This window comes from Salipaludibacillus keqinensis (assembly GCF_003226325.1).
GTDB lineage: Bacteria > Bacillota > Bacilli > Bacillales > Salisediminibacteriaceae > Salipaludibacillus > Salipaludibacillus keqinensis.
In genome coordinates this window covers 1,361,180-1,378,434 of sequence record NZ_PDOD01000001.1, presented here as the reverse complement: position 1 = coordinate 1,378,434, position 17,255 = coordinate 1,361,180, and the positions used below count along the sequence as shown (strand labels likewise).

The 17,255-nt window shown below is 39.1% G+C and carries 17 protein-coding genes and 1 other RNA gene; 16 read left to right on the top strand and 2 right to left on the bottom strand.

Annotated elements, in window-relative coordinates; all coding sequences use genetic code 11:
• Positions 1-44 precede the first annotated feature (44 nt).
• The 4 genes from CR194_RS06860 (at position 45) to CR194_RS06845 (ending at position 6,478) form a co-directional block, all read left to right on the top strand.
• Positions 45-2,315, top strand: a complete 2,271-nt coding sequence (locus CR194_RS06860) for a DEAD/DEAH box helicase (protein WP_110608860.1) — start codon at positions 45-47, stop codon at positions 2,313-2,315.
• A 218-nt stretch (positions 2,316-2,533) separates the two neighbouring features.
• The gene (locus CR194_RS06855) at positions 2,534-3,823 is read left to right on the top strand and encodes a ribonuclease H-like domain-containing protein (RefSeq protein WP_110608859.1); all 1,290 of its coding nucleotides are present in this window, start codon (positions 2,534-2,536) and stop codon (positions 3,821-3,823) included.
• Between the two features lie 4 nt (positions 3,824-3,827).
• Complete coding sequence (locus CR194_RS06850) at positions 3,828-5,738, top strand: DUF294 nucleotidyltransferase-like domain-containing protein (protein ID WP_110608858.1); 1,911 nt, start codon at positions 3,828-3,830, stop codon at positions 5,736-5,738.
• 2 nt (positions 5,739-5,740) lie between these two features.
• Positions 5,741-6,478: a 3'-5' exonuclease gene (locus tag CR194_RS06845; protein WP_110608857.1), complete on the top strand. Its 738-nt coding sequence runs from the start codon at positions 5,741-5,743 to the stop codon at positions 6,476-6,478.
• Positions 6,479-6,497: 19 nt separating this feature from the next.
• Here CR194_RS06845 and CR194_RS06840 read toward each other — a convergent pair whose 3' ends face one another.
• Positions 6,498-6,818, bottom strand: coding sequence for a 2Fe-2S iron-sulfur cluster-binding protein (locus CR194_RS06840; RefSeq protein WP_110608856.1), 321 nt, complete (start codon positions 6,816-6,818; stop codon positions 6,498-6,500).
• Between the two features lie 414 nt (positions 6,819-7,232).
• Here CR194_RS06840 and CR194_RS06835 point away from each other — a divergent pair, with 414 nt between their 5' ends.
• The 9 genes from CR194_RS06835 (at position 7,233) to moaA (ending at position 12,299) form a co-directional block, all read left to right on the top strand.
• Positions 7,233-7,586, top strand: a complete 354-nt coding sequence (locus CR194_RS06835) for a CotD family spore coat protein (RefSeq protein WP_110608855.1) — start codon at positions 7,233-7,235, stop codon at positions 7,584-7,586.
• An 84-nt stretch (positions 7,587-7,670) separates the two neighbouring features.
• Complete coding sequence (locus CR194_RS06830; protein ID WP_110608854.1) at positions 7,671-8,234, top strand: SLOG family protein; 564 nt, start codon at positions 7,671-7,673, stop codon at positions 8,232-8,234.
• Between the two features lie 61 nt (positions 8,235-8,295).
• Positions 8,296-8,610: a cell division regulator GpsB gene (gpsB, locus tag CR194_RS06825; protein WP_110608853.1), complete on the top strand. Its 315-nt coding sequence runs from the start codon at positions 8,296-8,298 to the stop codon at positions 8,608-8,610.
• A gap of 35 nt (positions 8,611-8,645) precedes the next feature.
• The gene (locus CR194_RS06820) at positions 8,646-9,053 is read left to right on the top strand and encodes a reverse transcriptase-like protein (protein WP_110608852.1); all 408 of its coding nucleotides are present in this window, start codon (positions 8,646-8,648) and stop codon (positions 9,051-9,053) included.
• Positions 9,054-9,109: 56 nt separating this feature from the next.
• An RNA gene (rnpB, locus tag CR194_RS06815) (RNase P RNA component class B) lies at positions 9,110-9,494 on the top strand.
• Entirely contained in the window at positions 9,482-9,607 is a 126-nt protein-coding gene (locus tag CR194_RS20675) for a hypothetical protein (RefSeq protein WP_269845700.1), read from the top strand. Before rnpB ends, CR194_RS20675 begins: the two co-directional genes overlap by 13 nt.
• A 7-nt stretch (positions 9,608-9,614) precedes the next feature.
• On the top strand, positions 9,615-10,748 hold the full coding sequence (locus CR194_RS06810) for a THUMP domain-containing class I SAM-dependent RNA methyltransferase (protein WP_110608851.1): 1,134 nt from the start codon (positions 9,615-9,617) through the stop codon (positions 10,746-10,748).
• Positions 10,749-10,927: 179 nt separating this feature from the next.
• Positions 10,928-11,170, top strand: a complete 243-nt coding sequence (locus CR194_RS06805; protein ID WP_110608850.1) for a DUF2564 family protein — start codon at positions 10,928-10,930, stop codon at positions 11,168-11,170.
• Positions 11,171-11,279: 109 nt separating this feature from the next.
• Positions 11,280-12,299, top strand: a complete 1,020-nt coding sequence (gene moaA / locus CR194_RS06800; RefSeq protein WP_110608849.1) for a GTP 3',8-cyclase MoaA — start codon at positions 11,280-11,282, stop codon at positions 12,297-12,299.
• Positions 12,300-12,334: 35 nt separating this feature from the next.
• Here moaA and CR194_RS06795 read toward each other — a convergent pair whose 3' ends face one another.
• Entirely contained in the window at positions 12,335-12,637 is a 303-nt protein-coding gene (locus CR194_RS06795) for a HesB/YadR/YfhF family protein (RefSeq protein ID WP_110608848.1), read from the bottom strand.
• A gap of 178 nt (positions 12,638-12,815) precedes the next feature.
• Between CR194_RS06795 and CR194_RS06790 the strand changes: the two genes are divergently transcribed.
• From CR194_RS06790 to CR194_RS06780, 3 genes are all read left to right on the top strand, one after another.
• Positions 12,816-14,336, top strand: a complete 1,521-nt coding sequence (locus CR194_RS06790) for a carboxypeptidase M32 (protein ID WP_110608847.1) — start codon at positions 12,816-12,818, stop codon at positions 14,334-14,336.
• Between the two features lie 302 nt (positions 14,337-14,638).
• The gene (locus CR194_RS06785; RefSeq protein WP_110608846.1) at positions 14,639-15,613 is read left to right on the top strand and encodes an ABC transporter ATP-binding protein; all 975 of its coding nucleotides are present in this window, start codon (positions 14,639-14,641) and stop codon (positions 15,611-15,613) included.
• Positions 15,610-17,166, top strand: coding sequence for an ABC transporter permease/substrate-binding protein (locus tag CR194_RS06780; protein WP_269845699.1), 1,557 nt, complete (start codon positions 15,610-15,612; stop codon positions 17,164-17,166). The genes CR194_RS06785 and CR194_RS06780 overlap by 4 nt, the downstream gene beginning before the upstream one ends.
• The last annotated feature ends 89 nt before the right edge of the window (positions 17,167-17,255 follow it).

Here is a 17,255-nt window from a genome sequence, read left to right as displayed (position 1 = left end):
GAACGTATATTCGCTATACTATACGAAGAGCGGGAGGGAATAACATGTTTGGTAAAAAGACATTAGTTGAACTAATTGAGGAGTTGCGAAAAGATTCTCAAGTGACTCATTGGCACGAGATTCCAGAAGAGAATGCGAAGTCAGTGGAGATGCCAGCTGATTTGGATGATAAAATTACAAACGCATTAAAAAATAGATCCATCTCTCAACTATATACTCATCAGAAGAGTGCTTATGAACGAGTGATGGCTAAAGATAATGTTGTAGCCGTAACCCCGACTGCTTCTGGGAAAACGTTATGTTACAACTTACCGGTTTTGCAACGACACATGAATAACCCTGAAGGAAGAGCTCTTTATATTTTTCCGACGAAAGCGTTAGCGCAGGACCAAATGGCAGAATTGAATGAAATCATTGATGAGATGGAAGTGAATATCAACAGCTACACGTATGACGGGGATACACCAGCCAATATTAGGCAAGTCGTACGAAAAGCAGGGCATGTGGTCATTACCAATCCCGATATGCTCCATGCGGCCATTTTACCTCATCACACGAAATGGATCTCTTTATTTGAAAATCTAGAAACAATTGTGATCGATGAATTACATACGTACCGTGGAGTTTTTGGCTCCCATGTAGCCAATGTCATTCGCCGGTTAAAACGAATATGTGCTTATTATGGCAGTAAACCTACGTTTATTTGCACTTCGGCAACGATCGCAAATCCTGAAGAGCTTGCTTCTGAGCTCATTGGTGAGCCTGTTCGTCTTATAAATAATAACGGTGCACCTAAAGGGAGGAAACACTTTGTTTTCTATAATCCGCCGATCGTTCATAAACAATTAAATATTCGAAAAAACGGAACGAAAGTGGTCAATGAATTAGCCTCCCGTTTTTTAAAGGAGAAAATACAAACGATAGTATTTGCTAGAAGCAGAGTTCGAGTGGAGATCATTCTTAGTCATTTGCAAGAACTCGTTAAAAATGAAATCAACAGGCAATCTATTCGTGGATACAGAGGTGGATATTTACCTAAGCAACGCCGGGAAATTGAGAGAAGTTTAAGGAGTGGAGAGACTATTGGGGTTGTCAGTACAAATGCCCTTGAGCTTGGAGTAGATATTGGTCAACTTCAAGTATGTGTGATGAACGGCTATCCGGGGTCGATTGCCTCTAGTTGGCAACAGGCAGGCCGTGCTGGCAGAAGACAGGATGAGTCCATGGTGATTATGGTCGCGAACTCCAGTCCTCTTGATCAATATTTGTTTCAACACCCTGAGTATTTCTTCGAAGGGTCTCCAGAAACGGCAAGGATTAATAAGAATAATTTAATTATTCTTGTGGATCACTTGAAATGTGCAGCTTATGAATTGCCGTTTCATCGAGGGGATACGTTTGATGGGGAAGATGTTGCTGAGATCCTTGAATACCTGACTGATGAACGGGTCTTGCACGAAAACAATGAACAATGGTTCTGGATGAATGATGCCTTTCCTGCTCATAATATTAGCCTTCGTTCTGCTGCCCAAGAAAATGTGGTCATTATCGATCAGTCCGTTGTGGAAAATCATCGTGTGATCGGGGAAATGGATACTTTTAGTGCAATGACTCTTCTTCACGATGAAGCGATCTATTTACACGAAGGAACGCAATACCAAGTGGAATATTTGGATTGGGATGAGAAGAAAGCCTTTGTTCGAGAAGTGGATGTGGAGTATTTTACGGACGCTAATTTAGCAGTGAAGCTCAAGGTGCTAGAAATTGATAAACAGGATGATGTGGGCCAATACTCCATTCAATATGGTGATGTGATGGTGACAGCGATGGCAACAATCTTTAAAAAGATCAAACTTGAAACCTTTGAAAATATTGGCTCAGGACCCATTCATTTGCCTGAGCAAGAGCTCCATTCAAACGGGCTGGCCTTGACTCTTTCAAAGGATGCTTTTGCCAGTGAAAAAGAAGACCATATTGAACAAGTACTCATGGGTATGGCCCATGTTCTTCAACACGTCTCTTGTGTTCATGTCATGTGCGATCGGAATGACCTCCATGCTGTGCCTGAAGTGAAAGCGATTCATTCTGAGCAACCTACCGTGTTTTTATATGATCGGTATCCTGGGGGAGTTGGTTTGAGTGAGAGTGTGTATGGACAGATAAATGAAATCATAAAAGAATGTCTGGATTTTGTCTGGAATTGTGCTTGCGAAGGCGGTTGTCCCTCGTGTGTGGGTGTTGCGTCAGTTGATCCAGAGGCAGAAGTGAAGAAGTGGGTATTAAAGATACTAAGTCAAACGGTTACGTATGAGTAATGATCAATAGACCTTTCTGAGTGAACATTTAAAAAATGATAGGTCATTGCACGGTTTTCGGAGAAGAGCTAAACCTCTTACGACAGTTACTTAAAAAAATCAAAGGATATAGATATCTTACTAGAAAGCTTTGAGACCATTCTCGGCTTTCTTTTTCTCTATTATTTTATGATAAACTATACATAAATGTACATGATCAAGTGAGGTAGGTGATCTAATTGAGTATTAAATCAAAACTATTGCGAATGAAAAATCATTTGCAAGTTGAGGATAAAATCGAACGACCGGTTGAAGAGTTAAAAGAAAGGATAGAAGTTAAAAAATTTGACCAGGGAAACGGTATGGAGACTGAGTTTAAAGAAATGGGCTTTGAACCGTTCTACTTTGATGGTGAACGATCCTATAGAAAAAGATTGTTATATCCTTTTGACGGAGAAAGAGACCGTTTGTTAGTAGATTCATTTCATCGGCTGAAATCATTTTGGGAAGAGAACGACCATGATCACCCTCTATCTTTTCGTGGAAAGTCTTTGGACCGCTTGTTGTTTTTTGATACGGAAACGACTGGTCTGTCTACAGGAGCCGGAAATGTCATCTTTTTAATTGGATATGCCAGACTAACAGAAGAAGGAATTGAAGTGACGCAGCATTTGCTAGAAAGTCCATCAGATGAAGCGGCATTTTTGTCAGGCTTCCTAGAGGATTTCGCTGAAGATGATTACTTAGTCAGTTACAACGGAAAATCGTTCGACTGGCCTCAAGTCAAGTCCAGACATGCCTTCATTCGAAAACAATTACCAAAGCTCCCTTCCTTTGGACATATTGACTTACTTCACAGTGCTAGAAGGTTATGGAAGCATGAGCTACCTTCATGTAGGCTGTCCATAGTAGAAGAACACAAATTACATATTTATCGCAAGCATGACATTCCAGGGAGTATGGCCCCTATTTTATATTTTGATTATTTACATGATAAAGACCCTCTTCATCTAAAAGGGGTAATTGATCATAATGACCAAGATGTCAGGTCATTGGTGTATCTATATGAGGAAATTGCAAGGAAACTGTTCTTCTCGAAAGAGGTCAGGTCTTCGTCTATGGAACACTTTTATATAGGAGATTGGTTCGAAAAGCTGTCTATGTATGAGTGGGCTGAGACCCATTACAAAAAGGCGATCGAATGTTCGACTCAGTCATTTTCCCAAGGATATTTCCGCCTAGGACTACTTTATAAAAAAATGGGAGAAAAGAAGAAGGCGATTGATAATTTGGAAACATCTATTGACAAGTCAGCTTTTCCTCCTGTGGAGGCGTGGATAGAGCTTTCTAAATACGCTGAACACGATGAAAAGAACGTGGCTAAGGCGCTGACCTATGCTAAAGAAGCTTATTCTTTATTGAAAAAAGCAAATCGAGTGACGGAGAAGAAGAAAATAAAGCAGGTTGAAGATTTAAACAATCGTTTAAAAAGATTGGAAATGAAAAAGGCTAAACAGATGGGAGGTTGAATAGATGGGTGAACAAGAAAGATACGAAGAAGTCATACGAAATTCTTTTCCTTTTGATCTTTTAAGTGAAGATCAATTTAAAATGATGATCGAAAAATCAGAACGTAAGTCTTTTCAAGAAAATGAATATGTCTTCCATGAAGAAGATGAAGAAGTAGAGGTGTTCTTTTTATTGAAGGGGTTAGCTAAAAATGTCCTTCACCGAGAGAACGGCAAAGAATTTTCGGTTCGCTTCTACTATCCTGGAGACTTAATTGGATTAATGATTTTGCTTGCAGGAGGACAAATGAACTTCTCAGTGCAAGCTCTTGAAAATTGTGAGACAGTGAAATTTAGAAAGAGTGTTTTCTTAAAGATCATGACCGAGAACGAATCTTTCTCTGAAGTTGTTTTAACAGGAATCGGAGAACGTATGAAATCGTTGTATGATGAAATAAAAATAGAACGCAACGAGACAGACGCCGAAAACATTGGTTTGTTCAGGACGAGAGTCCATACAATCATGGAGCGGGCAAGATTGATTAACGAACATCGATCATTAAAAGAGAGCGCTCGGTTGATTACAGAATGGAATACAGCAGGTCTAGTCGTAGTTAATCAACAAGAGGAACTAAAAGGGGTCATCACTCAACAGCATATTATTCGCGGATTACTCCAAGGTGATGGTGATAAACCAGTAAGAGATTGGATGGAAAAGGAGCCTCATACAATTCAAGAATATGCATTCAGCTATGACGTCCTAACTTTCTTTAAAGATGATTATATTGATTTAGTCCCTGTCATGAAAGGTGAGCGCGTCGTCGGAATATTAATGGCTGAATCATTCTTGCAATTGCAGGATTCTAAATACTTAAACCTCTCCTATCGTTTACAGCATGCAAAGAAAGTAGCTGAAATCATTGCTCTGGCACCTAAAAACAGCGAAGATTTCCTTTTATTTACAGAAGCGTTGTTAAATGAACGGACACACCCGACAGAAGTGTGTGAGTTCATCTCTAATTACAATGATCAAATTCATCGTAAAGTCATCAAATTCGCCTTGAACGATATGAGAAACGAAGGGTACGGAAAACCTCCTGTGAATTATTGTTTTATCGTCATGGGGAGTCAAGGGAGAAAAGAGCAAGCGTTTAGTACAGACCAAGACAACGGGCTCATCCTTGGGAATTACCAGCACCTAGCGAATAAAAGGGAAGTAGAGGAATTTTTTCATCGGTTTGCTGCTAAAGTGAATCAAGGATTGGCAGACTGTGGATTCCCTGAATGTACCGGAGGCATTATGGCAAGGGAGCGGAAGTGGTGTCGGGAGTTGAATGAGTGGAAGGAAGAAGTAGGAAAATGGATTAAGCAAGCAGATGCTCAAGAAGTCCGTGATTTCACTATTTTTATTGACTATCGACCAATATATGGAGACTTCACTCTAGCTGAAAAGCTGAGAGATGAAATTACGAAACCTGTCCAACAAGGAAAGTTGCTTCATGCGATGTTGATGAAAGATACGATCCGATTCCGTGTGCCTATCAATCCACTAGGTAGAATTTCAGTTAAAGGGAAGAAGAAAACGATCGATTTAAAAAAATCAGCTCTTATGCAAATCGTTAACGGAGTGAGAATTTTCGCGATCCGTTATGGGATCAAAGAAGTCAGTACGTTTGCGAGACTAGATATGTTAGAGAAATTGGAAGTCTTTCATCCTAGAGATGTTAAGAATGCCAAGCTTGCCATGGATTACTTGCATTTCTTTCGAATTCAGGCAAATATCACTCAACTTAGAGAGGAAGAGTTTCTTTCTAACATGATTGCTCCGTTATCTTTAGAAAAAGAAGAGAGAAAACAACTGAAAGAATCGCTGTTTATCGCTAAACGACTACAGCAAATGAGTGAACTTAGCTTTGCTAAGAATCGGGGAATTTAAAAATGGAAGCATCTGTCATACAAATTTTCAAGTATCTATTATACGATTGGCATCAATTTAATTATTCTCAAAAGCAATGGGTCAAACAAAACCATGATAAATTCCATGACATTCACGACCAGATGGAGCAAGGGTTACTCAATTCAGATTTAATAAAAAAGCCGATAAGAGATATCCCCTTCACGGTGTTTGATCTGGAAACAACGGGTTTTTTTCCTAAAATAGGGGATGAAGTTATCTCTATAGGTGCGTTAAAAATGAACATGAATCAAATGGAATTTCCAGAAAGTTTTTATGAAGTGATCTCTCCAATCAAGATGGCTTCACTCAATATTCGGACTTTAACGGGGTTATCAATGTCAGAAATTCGGTCAGGAAAACCGTTCCCCGTAGGTTTTTTAAATTTTTGGGAGTTCTCTCGATCATCTGTTGTCGTTGCACACCCAGCCAGCTTTGATGTGAATTTTCTTAAGGAGATGGCGCATCGATGGAAGTTACCTCCCTATAATCCTGTTTCGATTGATTCTTATGAAATGGCGAATTTTTTGTATCCCAATAACAGAAACAGTCTTGATGAGCTAGTACACCACTTTGGAGTAGAGGAGAAATTAAGGCATCATGCCTTAAATGATGCACATATGACAGCAGAAGTGTTTCAATATCTTGTTAATGAATTAGAAAAGAAAGGGATTTATACGATCGATGATTATTGGCAGGCATGTAAAAAGCCTCGCTCATAAGCGAGGCTTTAAAGAAAAGTTATTTATCAGGTCTTGGGCCAGGATCTAAACCGGTTGAAGAAACGGTCATTTTTGGTTTAACTACCACATCATTTGTTACACGCACTTGACATGAGAGGCGACTCGATTCATCTAGGCCTTTTGCTTGGAAAGCTTTTTGTTCCACTTCTGTGAGGGGGCCAAATTCTCCGCTTGTCACATCTACTCGGCAAGTGGTACATTTCGCTTTTCCGCCGCATCGGTGGAGAATATCGATGCCATGATCTTCAAGGGCAAGCACTAGTTTTGTTCCGGATTCTGTTTCAAATGGTTCGTAACCTTCCACAATGATTTTTGGCATATCAAGGCCTCCTTTTATTTATTTAAATATTCCCTAGCTACAGAGGAAATAAACTTAAATATATTTCCCGGGTAAGCGCATAATATATGATTTTTCGCGGGAATTCAAACGAAGACAACAATAAAATGAAAGAAATATCATCTTTTTTGTAAAAACTTGACGTTTCTTCGAAAAAATGATTGATCTTTTGTAGATTATTCATTATATTATTCCATGGAGCATCTTATGACTGATGCATATAAGAGAGAGTTAGGGTGGGGAATAAATTATGGTAAAGATTTTTCTAGGCTTATTTTTTGTATTAATTGGAAGTACTTTTGTTCTTTTTCAGTAAAATTAGGTTATTACACTAGTACATGTTCGGTTAGGTAAACATAAGTTGATATTGAACCTATTTTAAAAGGAGGATATCATATGTTTGGACATCGCTCATGTAAAAGACCACAAGTTTTAAACACTCAATTTTGCCCAACTCAGCAAAGTGTTCGGGAATTCAATTGTGATTACATTGTACCTGTTGTGCATCCACGACATACAACGAATGTTGTAAATCACCGCTATAATTTCCAACACAGTTTCCCACAGACTGAATCTACCGTGAATCGTATTTTTAATACGCAGTCGATGGCAGGCCCTGGAGGACCTGGCCAAGTAGCTGGAGCGGCTACAGGCCCAGGAGGCTTTGGAGGCCCAGGTCAAGTTGGAGGAGTTGGAACTGGCCCTTGGGGACAAGGACCAGGCTGGGGTCACAAAAAGTCTTGCTGGTAAGATTTTCAATCCTTAAGGCGAATCAGTGCAAACTGATTCGCCGTTATTTTTAGTTAAGGTGAATAAAGAGAGGAGTGTTCGAACATGTATGAAGTACTGGCTATTACCGGGTACAAACCTCATGAAATTGGTATATTCAATGAAAAGCACGAACAACTTCCTTATTTAAAAAAAGCCATATCTAAAAAAATCCAACAATTAAAAGAAGAATTTGATATAAAATGGATCATTACAAGTGGGCAACCAGGTGTTGAACTTTGGGCAGCAGAAGCGGCTATCAATCTCAAAGAACACTATCCTGACTTGAAAGTAGCTACTTTAGCTCCGTTTCATGAGCAAGAAGAACGTTTTTCAGAACCTGTTAAGAAATTATATTTAAACGTTTGGAATTCCAGTGACTACCGTGATTTTATCACTAAGCGTCCGTATGACAATCCTGCACAACTAAGGATGAAAAATCAGTTTATCGTTGGGAAAAGCCACGCAGCACTTGTTTTATTTGATGAGGAAACAGATGGAACGCCTAAATTCTTTCTTTCATACGCTCTTAAAAAACATGAGAATCAGGACTATCCTATCATCTATTTAACCCCTGATGATATTGAGGAAATGATCCGTGAGGACATCAGTGACCAAAGCTGGAATTGACAAGTGAGCTTTATTCTGAAAAAATGGAAGGTAAATGAATGTACATATGAGGTGAACAACTGTGGATAAAAAACAAGTTTCACAATTAACTAAAAATGAGATATATGAAAAAGATTTTAAATCAAGTATGCGTGGATATAATCAAGATGAAGTGGATCAGTTTCTAGATGAGATTATCAAAGATTACGAGGCGTTTGAAACGCGTATTCAGTGGTTGGAAAAAGAAAACGAGAGATTAAAAAAAGAAACGACAACTTTAAGTGAGCAAACCAAAAAACAGCCTGCACAGCCTTCTACGGGGAATACGAATTATGATATTTTACGGCGTTTATCCAACTTGGAAAAACATGTCTTCGGTAGTAAACTATACGATTGATCAAGAGTATAGCTTTATGGAAGGAGCTCATTTGATTGATTGAAGTCTATATTGATGGGGGAAGTGCTGGTGACCCTGGTCCTTCTGGTGTAGGGGTTTTTATTAAAGGAAACGGCCACGTCATTCGTCATTCCTTCTCTTTGCCTAACATGTCTAATCACGAAGCTGAGTTCCATGCGTGTATTAAAGCGTTAGATGTTTGTATAGATCATGGTTTTAAATTAATTTCTATTCGATCGGATTCCAAGGTCGTGGTGGATGCCATTGAAAAAGAATATGTGAAAAACACGAAATTCAAGCCGTTGTTGGAAAAGATCTTAGCGGATATGACTAATAATTTCGATTATGCCTTTATTAAATGGATTCCAAGTAAACAGAACAAAGAAGCAGATACTTTAGCGAAAGAAGCGATTCAACTTTCATTGGGAAAATCTTACGATTGATAAATTGGTGGCTCCTATGTTATGATAAATCATGTTGTTTTAAACGACATCTATTTGTGTTTGGGTAATCGCTGCATCGTTTAGATGTAGAGGAAAGTCCATGCTCACACAATCTGAGATTGATTGTAGTGTTCGTGCCTGACGAAGTCATAAGTCAGGGTAGTCTTTTATAAAGGCTAACGGCAGGTGACTTACCTACGTTCTTTTGAATACGGTATGCGAACCTTGAAAGTGCCACAGTGACGAAGTCTGACTGGAAACGGTCAGAGTGGAACGAGGTAAACCCCACGAGTGAGAAACCCAAAATAAGGTAGGGGCACCCTTGAGAAGGAATTGAACGGATCAAGGGACAGATGAATTCTGTAGACAGATGATTACCACCTCCGTACGAGGGATGACCCCCGTTTGCAGTACAAGAGGTACAGAACATGGCTTACAAAACACAAATGGCGTCTTTTAATGAATACTATGGCTCCACGATGGAAATTCATCGTGGAGTTTTTACTTTCTTACAATACATACGGTATAATATGAGTGGATCTAGAAAGGGTTGAATGAGATATGACTAAAGTAAAATTAATCGCAACAGCCGCAATGGGTTTAGAAGCAATTGTTGCCAATGAAGTGCGTAAATTAGGATATAAAAATGTCATCGTTGAAAACGGAAAGGTTATTTTTGAGTCGGATCTGAAAGGAATTGCCAGAGCAAATTTATGGCTACGATCTGCTGACCGTGTCAAAATTTTAGTAGGGGAATTTCGGGCAGAGAGTTTTGACGAACTGTTTGAGAAAACCAAAGCCCTTCCATGGGCAGATTTCATTTCAGAGGATGCTGAATTTCCTGTTATTGGTCGTTCTGTAAAGTCAGCTTTGTTTAGCATCTCTGACTGTCAGGCTATCGTAAAGAAAGCTGTTGTAGAAAGTTTGAAACAAAAATACCAAATTCAATGGTTTGAAGAAAAGGGAGCTTTCCAGAGAATAGAAGTAGCTATTCACAAAGATATAGCAAGCTTAACGATCGATACAAGTGGGACGGGCTTGCATAAGCGTGGCTACCGGTATCTTCATAATGAAGCTCCGTTAAAAGAAACGATGGCAGCAGCCATGATTCAGTTAACGAACTGGCATGCTGATAAGCCTTTTTATGATCCGTTTTGTGGCTCTGGCACCTTGCCTATTGAAGCAGCGATGATCGGGCAAAATATAGCCCCTGGGATCAATCGTTCATTCGCGTATGAAGAGTGGAATTGGTTCGAGCAACAGTGGATTGATGAAGCTCTAGAGGAAGCTGAAGATTTGGCAAATTATGATCAACCTTTGGAAATTTTAGGTGGGGATATTGATCATAAAATGATTGATCTTGCTAATAACAATGCGATGGAAGCAGGCTTTCCTGACCAAATTACGTTTAAACAAATGCAAGTGAAAGATTTTACGACCAAAAGAGAATCAGGCGTTGTCATTGGGAACCCACCTTATGGTGAGCGAATGCAAGAAAAAAATTATGTTGAGAATTTATATCGGGAATTAGGAAAGACGCTTCGTCCACTTGAGACTTGGTCGGTATACATCATTACCTCTTATCCTCACTTTGAGAAGCTGTATGGAGATAAAGCGACGAAAAAACGAAAACTTTACAATGGAAATATAAAAACAGACTTTTATCAATATTGGGGCAAGCGACCGCGTAAATAAAATGATACTGATCAAGACCAATTAGGAATCTTCCTTTTTGGTCTTTTTTTATGGACTGAAGTCACCCTCTGGCATTTCTTCTGTGATGCAATATTATTCTGAAGATTATTCTTAAGAATACCTTTGTTGTAACCATCATATACTACATACGAATACAAAATGTAGAAAGGGTGATTTGAATGACAGAGGATTATCAAACTATAGAACAAATTGAACTAGCGATCAAAGCTGCTGAAAGAACGGTTGGGCAGGCAACCATGAGTATGGATGAGGACCAATTAAATAATGCAACGATGGCATTAGAGCAAGCAAAAAAGCAGTTAGAACAGGCTAAAATGCAAAACATGAATCACGAAACGTGGCAATATTCCACTGCCATGATTAATCGTCTGTCTCATCAGGTAGAAGAGGCAAAGGAATAATTACAGGTTAATCCCTATAAATATGTATCTATTTTTCGAATCTTGATCCGAACCCCTTGTACTTCAAAAACGGTACAACGTATAATGGAAGTATTAGGGGGTTGGTTGAATGGATCATTCCATGAAAGATAAATTAGGACGACCTTTAAGGGATTTACGTATTTCCGTAACGGACCGCTGTAATTTTCGCTGTCGGTACTGTATGCCGCCGGAGATTTTTGATAAAAATTTTAAATTCTTACCTAAAAATGATATTTTAACATTTGAAGAAATTACTAGAGTTTCAACTCTATTAACAAACCGGGCAGGAATTCAAAAGCTTCGAATCACTGGTGGAGAACCATTGATGCGACATGAGGTCTCACGCTTGATTTCGATGCTGAATCAGATTGAAGGTATTGATGATATTGCTATGACAACAAATGGTGCTCTCTTACCAATGCATGCAAAGAAGTTAAAGGAAGCAGGATTGAAAAGAGTGACCATTAGTCTAGATTCGTTGGATGACAAAAAATTTCGATACATCAATGGTAGAGATGTTGGTGTAGATAAAGTGCTAGAAGGAATTGAAGCTGCGCAAGAAGCAGGCTTAGGCGTGAAAATGAACATGGTTGTAAAAAGAGGCATGAATGAAGAAGATATTCTGCCGATGGCCCGATATTTCAAGGATACAAATGTCATCCTTCGCTACATCGAGTATATGGATGTGGGAAATTCTAATGGGTGGAAGCTAGATCATGTAGTCAGTAAAAAAGAGATCTACTCGATCATTAATAAAGAATTACCGATTGAACCTGTTGATCCAAACTATACTGGTGAGGTGGCAGATCGATTTAAATTCAAGGATAGCGGCCATGAAATTGGGATTATATCCTCTGTTACAGATGCTTTTTGTTCCACGTGTTCAAGAGCGCGTCTATCGGCAGATGGGCACCTCGTGACATGTTTATTTGCTTCAGGGGGCCATGATTTACGTGATATATTAAGATCTGGAGCTAGTGATGACGAAGTGGCAGATGAGATTCAACAGATCTGGGAAAACAGAGACGATCAATATTCAGTTGATCGACTGCGCCACACGGACAAAACCCAAATGAAAAAAATTGAAATGTCTCATATAGGTGGATAAAAAAAGCAAGAAGAGAACTTTCTCTTCTTGCTTTTTTAACTAGGATTCGTTACATCTTCTATTCGTTTGTTTTCAAAGGTTACTTCTCCATAATCTTCGTTGTAATCGATGATCATGCCATCAAAGTACCATTGATCGTCTTCAGCAACACAGAAGTTCAGACCTCTTTTTTGTAAGCTTATATAGTCATGATCAGGAATACCAAGATACAGGCCAGCTGAAAACCCTCCCGAACCAACACCGCCAATTCTCACGAAAAAAGAAAGACTATCTCCATCAGTTAAATTTAGTTCATTTTTATAAAAGTCTATTGCTTGATCTGTAATCGTAAATTTCACTTTGATTCATCCTTTCACTAAATCGTTTTATCCTTTTAAGTATATCAAATGAATAGTTGACCTGCTTTAAAATGAATTTTAGTGAATTTTCAGTTTAGACAAGGTATGATAGAAGTTGGGGACTTTAATAATGATGTTCCTCAATACATATTACTAAAATTCGAAAGGGGTTTGACACATGACAACAAATGTCACGTCTTTAGAACAAGATTTTCTAGATTATGTGAAGAAAATAAGTCATTACAACGAAGCTGTCGGTTTAATGGCTTGGGATTTACGTACGGGGGCACCAAGCAAAGGAGCTTCCCAACGGTCCGAAGTGTTAGGATCGCTCTCCTCTGAAATATTTAGAATGTCTACTTCAACCGAAATGAAGAACTTTCTAACGGCTTTGCGCAAAGATTCTGAGTGGGGAAAATTAGGTGATATCACGAAGGCCACTGTTGAAGAGTGCGAGAAACAATTGAAGAAGTTTGAAAATATTCCTCCAGCTGAGTACAAAGAATATGTCATTCTTACTTCCAAAGCTGAGAAGGCTTGGGAGTCTGCGAAGAATCAAGGGGATTTCAAATCTTTTCAACCTTATTTAGAAAAAATTGTTGCCTACAACCGTAAATATGTAGAATGGGTCGGATATGAAGGAAACAAATATAATGCTCTTTTGGATGATTACGAACCAGGATTAACCGTCGATGTGATTGACGAAGTTTTTGGGAAATTAAAAGAAGCTCTCGTTCCACTTGTTAAAGAAGTGACTGAAGCTGCGGATCAACCTGAAACATCCTTTCTCTTCAAAGATTTCCCAGCTGGAAAACAAGAAGCATTAAGCAGAGAAATTTTAGAGAATATGCAATATGATTTTGATGCTGGACGCTTAGATACGACCGTACACCCTTTTGCAATAGGATTAAATCCTGGAGACGTTCGTGTGACAACTAAATATGATGAAAAGGACTTCCGAACAGCCGTATTTGGAACGATTCATGAAGGTGGTCATGCATTATATGAACAAAATGTAGATGAGAAATATGTAGGAACGCCGTTATGCACGGGGACTTCTATGGGGATTCATGAATCTCAATCATTGTTTTGGGAAAACTTCGTTGGACGTCACCACTCCTTTTGGGAAAAGTATTACGACTTATTGAAAAAATACTCAGAAGGTCAATTTGATGAGATAGATTTAGAAACGTTTTATCGCGGAATAAACGTTGCAGGTCCATCGCTTATTCGTATTGAAGCTGATGAAATGACGTACTCTCTTCACATTATCGTTCGGTATGAGCTAGAGAAGGCTCTCATTAATGGGGAGCTGGAAGTTCAAGACTTACCACAAGCCTGGAATGACAAAATGGAGGAAATGTTAGGAGTGCGCCCATCTCATGACGGAGAAGGAGTTCTACAAGATGTTCACTGGCCAAGTGGTGCGTTCGGATATTTCCCTTCCTATGCTTTAGGTTACGTCTATGCTGCTCAATTAAAGCAGGCCATGTTGAGAGATCTTCCTAATTACGATTCATTACTTCAACAAGGGGAATTGGCTCCAATTAAAGAGTGGTTTACAGAGCATGTACACCAATTTGGAAAAAGCAAAAAACCTTTGGATATCTTACACGATTCTACAGGCGAAGGGGTAAACCCCAACCATTTAATTTCGTATTTACGAGATAAATACCGTAAAGTTTATCGTTTAGACTAATAGATACAAGAAAGAAGTTACCATTCATTTGTGTGACTTCTTTTTTTTATTTTCAAGAAAGCCCCCATGCATAGAAGAAAGGCTCTTCTGTTCGAAAGCTGATATTTCATCGGTGGAGACAAGTTTTCCTCAACATATTCTAAATGAAAATAATCAGTTGCTCTATTTTTATTTTTAGGCTACCAAATAAGCAGGTTTAAAGATGACGAAAAAAGAGAAGATAGGTAAGTACTTCTGTGTTTAAAATCATATATCAGGGGATCCAGTTTACGTTGAAATAGGAGAAGGAGTTGAACATATGCATGATCAAATTTACTAATGTCTCAAAGATTTTCCCAGATGGGACAAAGGCAGTTAATGACATCAGTTTTGACGTGGAAGAAGGCGAGTTTTTCGTCATTATAGGTCCAAGTGGTTGTGGGAAAACGACTACAATGAAGATGATTAACCGGTTAATTGACTCATCGAAAGGATCCATTCATATTCAAAACAAAAATATTCTAGAAATGAATATTAAAAAATTGCGCTGGAATATTGGTTACGTTTTACAACAAATCGCCCTTTTCCCTCACATGTCTATCAAAGAAAACATCGCGATCGTTCCGGAATTAAAAAAATGGTCCAATAAAGATATTCATAAACGAGTAGACGAATTACTAAATATGGTAGGTCTAGACCCTGATACATACAGAGACCGAAAACCTAGTGAACTTTCAGGAGGCCAGCAGCAACGAATTGGAGTCATACGCGCTTTAGCAGGAAATCCTGATATCATTCTTATGGATGAGCCTTTTAGTGCGCTTGATCCTATTAGCAGAGACCAACTGCAAAAAGATATTCAGTCTCTCCAAAAAGAGATCAAAAAAACGATTGTTTTTGTTACTCATGACATCGATGAAGCCCTTGCATTAGGAAGCAGGATTTGTGTCATGAAAGATGGAGAAGTCGTTCAAATTGATACGCCTGAGAAACTATTAAAAAAGCCAGCAAATGACTTTGTCCGCGAATTCCTAGGGGAGAGACAAGATCCTTGGGCAGATGAAGTCTCTGAACTATTACCTGCTAGTTCCCCTGAATCTAATCATGAGACACATGAGGGGCCTTATGTGGCTTACACGGCATCCATTCGGGAAGCTCTAGAAAGATTAAAAGAATCTAACGCTGATTCAATACCTGTATATGATGAGAAAGATTACAAAGGACAGATAGGTTATAAAGATATTACACTTTATTTGGAACAGAGTAATACCTCGGTGAAAGGAGGGGATTCTGCGTGATAAATGGATCTATTCAACCTTTCTTTCAACTGGTTCAGCAAAGACAGGACCTTCTCCTAACAGCTTTATGGGAGCATATTCAAATGTCACTCATTTCGTTACTGATTGCTGTTTTCATTGCCGTTCCCCTTGGAATTATATTGAGTCATTACAGAAAAGGGGCGGAACCGGTTATTGGAACGACAGCTGTGTTGCAGACGATACCGAGTCTGGCTTTATTAGGCTTTCTCATTCCCTTCTTGGGGATTGGAACAACTCCCGCTATTGTCGCATTAACGGCGTATGCTTTAATGCCTATATTAAGAAATACTTATACTGGCCTTAAAGAAGTAGACCCCGCTTTGATGGAAGCTTCACGGGGCATGGGAATGGGGACATTGCAGCAACTGCATAAAGTGCAATTACCATTAGCTATGCCAATGATTATGGCTGGGATACGGACAGGTATGGTTCTCATCGTTGGAACGGCAACCTTAGCTGCATTAATCGGTGCCGGTGGACTTGGGGACTTGATTATGCTAGGAATTAATCGCAGCAACAATTACTATATCTTAATGGGCGCAATTCCTGCAGCACTGTTGGCACTTGTCATAGATACGGTCTTGAGAATTACAGAGAAAAAGTCCAGAGGGTCTACTCTCATGCCAATATTTGTTGTGATTGGTGCAGCGTTACTACTTGTGATCACTCCGCCAATTCTTAATGCAATTGGTAGTTATGGCGATGAGCAGTCTGAAGAGATTGTTATTGCTGGCAAATTGGGCGCGGAGCCTGAGATCATTATAAATATGTATAAACTTTTAATTGAACAAGAAACAGATTATGAAGTGATTTTAGAGCCTGGAATCGGCACGACAGATGTTGCCTTCCAAGCATTGTTAGCCGAAGATATAGATGGATATTTTGAATTCACTGGAACGGCTATAGCTGATTTATTAGGTGAAGATCCAGTGAGTAATGATGAACGTGAAGCCTTTGAGCAAGCAAGGGAAGGAATGTATGAAGAGTATCAATTAATATTCCTTGAGCCTATGGGGTACCAAAATACTTACGCATTAGCTGTGACTGAAGAAATGGCTGATGAGTTAGGTCTCGAAACGATCGCTGATCTCCAAGAATACCAAGATGATCTAACGGCAGCATTCACTGTGGAGTTTGCTGATCGTTCAGATGGATATCCCGGAATTCAAGATGTGTACGGCATAGAATTTTCGGACGTGCAAACCATGGACCCAGGATTAAGACTAGGAGCTTTAGTTTCAGGAGATGCAGAAGTGATCGATGCTTATTCTACAGATTCTTATATGCGTGAGTATGACCTTGTTGCATTAGAAGACACGGAAAGTCTGTTCCCACCATTTAATGGGGCACCTTTATTTAGAGAAGATGTCATTAACACCTATCCCGAAATTGAAGAGATTCTTAATCAACTGGAAGGCATGATAACTGAAGAAGAAATGCAAGATATGAACTATCGTGTAGATGAAGAAGATGAGAATGCTTCTGATGTTGCTAGAGATTACCTTGAGAATGAAGGATTATTAAACAACTAAGTAGAAAAAGGAAGAGAGCAGACTGTTGCTTTTTTCCTTTTTCTCTGTTTATTAGGTATAATGGGAGGTAAAAGATCATTGGTTTGTCA

Excerpts from the sequence above, each read along its gene's own strand:
- CR194_RS06860 (WP_110608860.1), top strand. The coding sequence starts at position 45 with ATGTTTGGTAAAAAGACATTAGTTGAACTAATTGAGGAGTTGCGAAAA.
- CR194_RS06850 (WP_110608858.1), top strand. The coding sequence starts at position 3,828 with ATGGGTGAACAAGAAAGATACGAAGAAGTCATACGAAATTCTTTTCCT.
- CR194_RS06845 (WP_110608857.1), top strand. The coding sequence starts at position 5,741 with ATGGAAGCATCTGTCATACAAATTTTCAAGTATCTATTATACGATTGG.
- CR194_RS06840 (WP_110608856.1), bottom strand. The coding sequence starts at position 6,818 with ATGCCAAAAATCATTGTGGAAGGTTACGAACCATTTGAAACAGAATCC.
- CR194_RS06835 (WP_110608855.1), top strand. The coding sequence starts at position 7,233 with ATGTTTGGACATCGCTCATGTAAAAGACCACAAGTTTTAAACACTCAA.
- CR194_RS06830 (WP_110608854.1), top strand. The coding sequence starts at position 7,671 with ATGTATGAAGTACTGGCTATTACCGGGTACAAACCTCATGAAATTGGT.
- CR194_RS20675 (WP_269845700.1), top strand. The coding sequence starts at position 9,482 with ATGGCTTACAAAACACAAATGGCGTCTTTTAATGAATACTATGGCTCC.
- CR194_RS06810 (WP_110608851.1), top strand. The coding sequence starts at position 9,615 with ATGACTAAAGTAAAATTAATCGCAACAGCCGCAATGGGTTTAGAAGCA.
- CR194_RS06805 (WP_110608850.1), top strand. The coding sequence starts at position 10,928 with ATGACAGAGGATTATCAAACTATAGAACAAATTGAACTAGCGATCAAA.
- moaA (WP_110608849.1), top strand. The coding sequence starts at position 11,280 with ATGGATCATTCCATGAAAGATAAATTAGGACGACCTTTAAGGGATTTA.
- CR194_RS06790 (WP_110608847.1), top strand. The coding sequence starts at position 12,816 with ATGACAACAAATGTCACGTCTTTAGAACAAGATTTTCTAGATTATGTG.
- CR194_RS06785 (WP_110608846.1), top strand. The coding sequence starts at position 14,639 with ATGATCAAATTTACTAATGTCTCAAAGATTTTCCCAGATGGGACAAAG.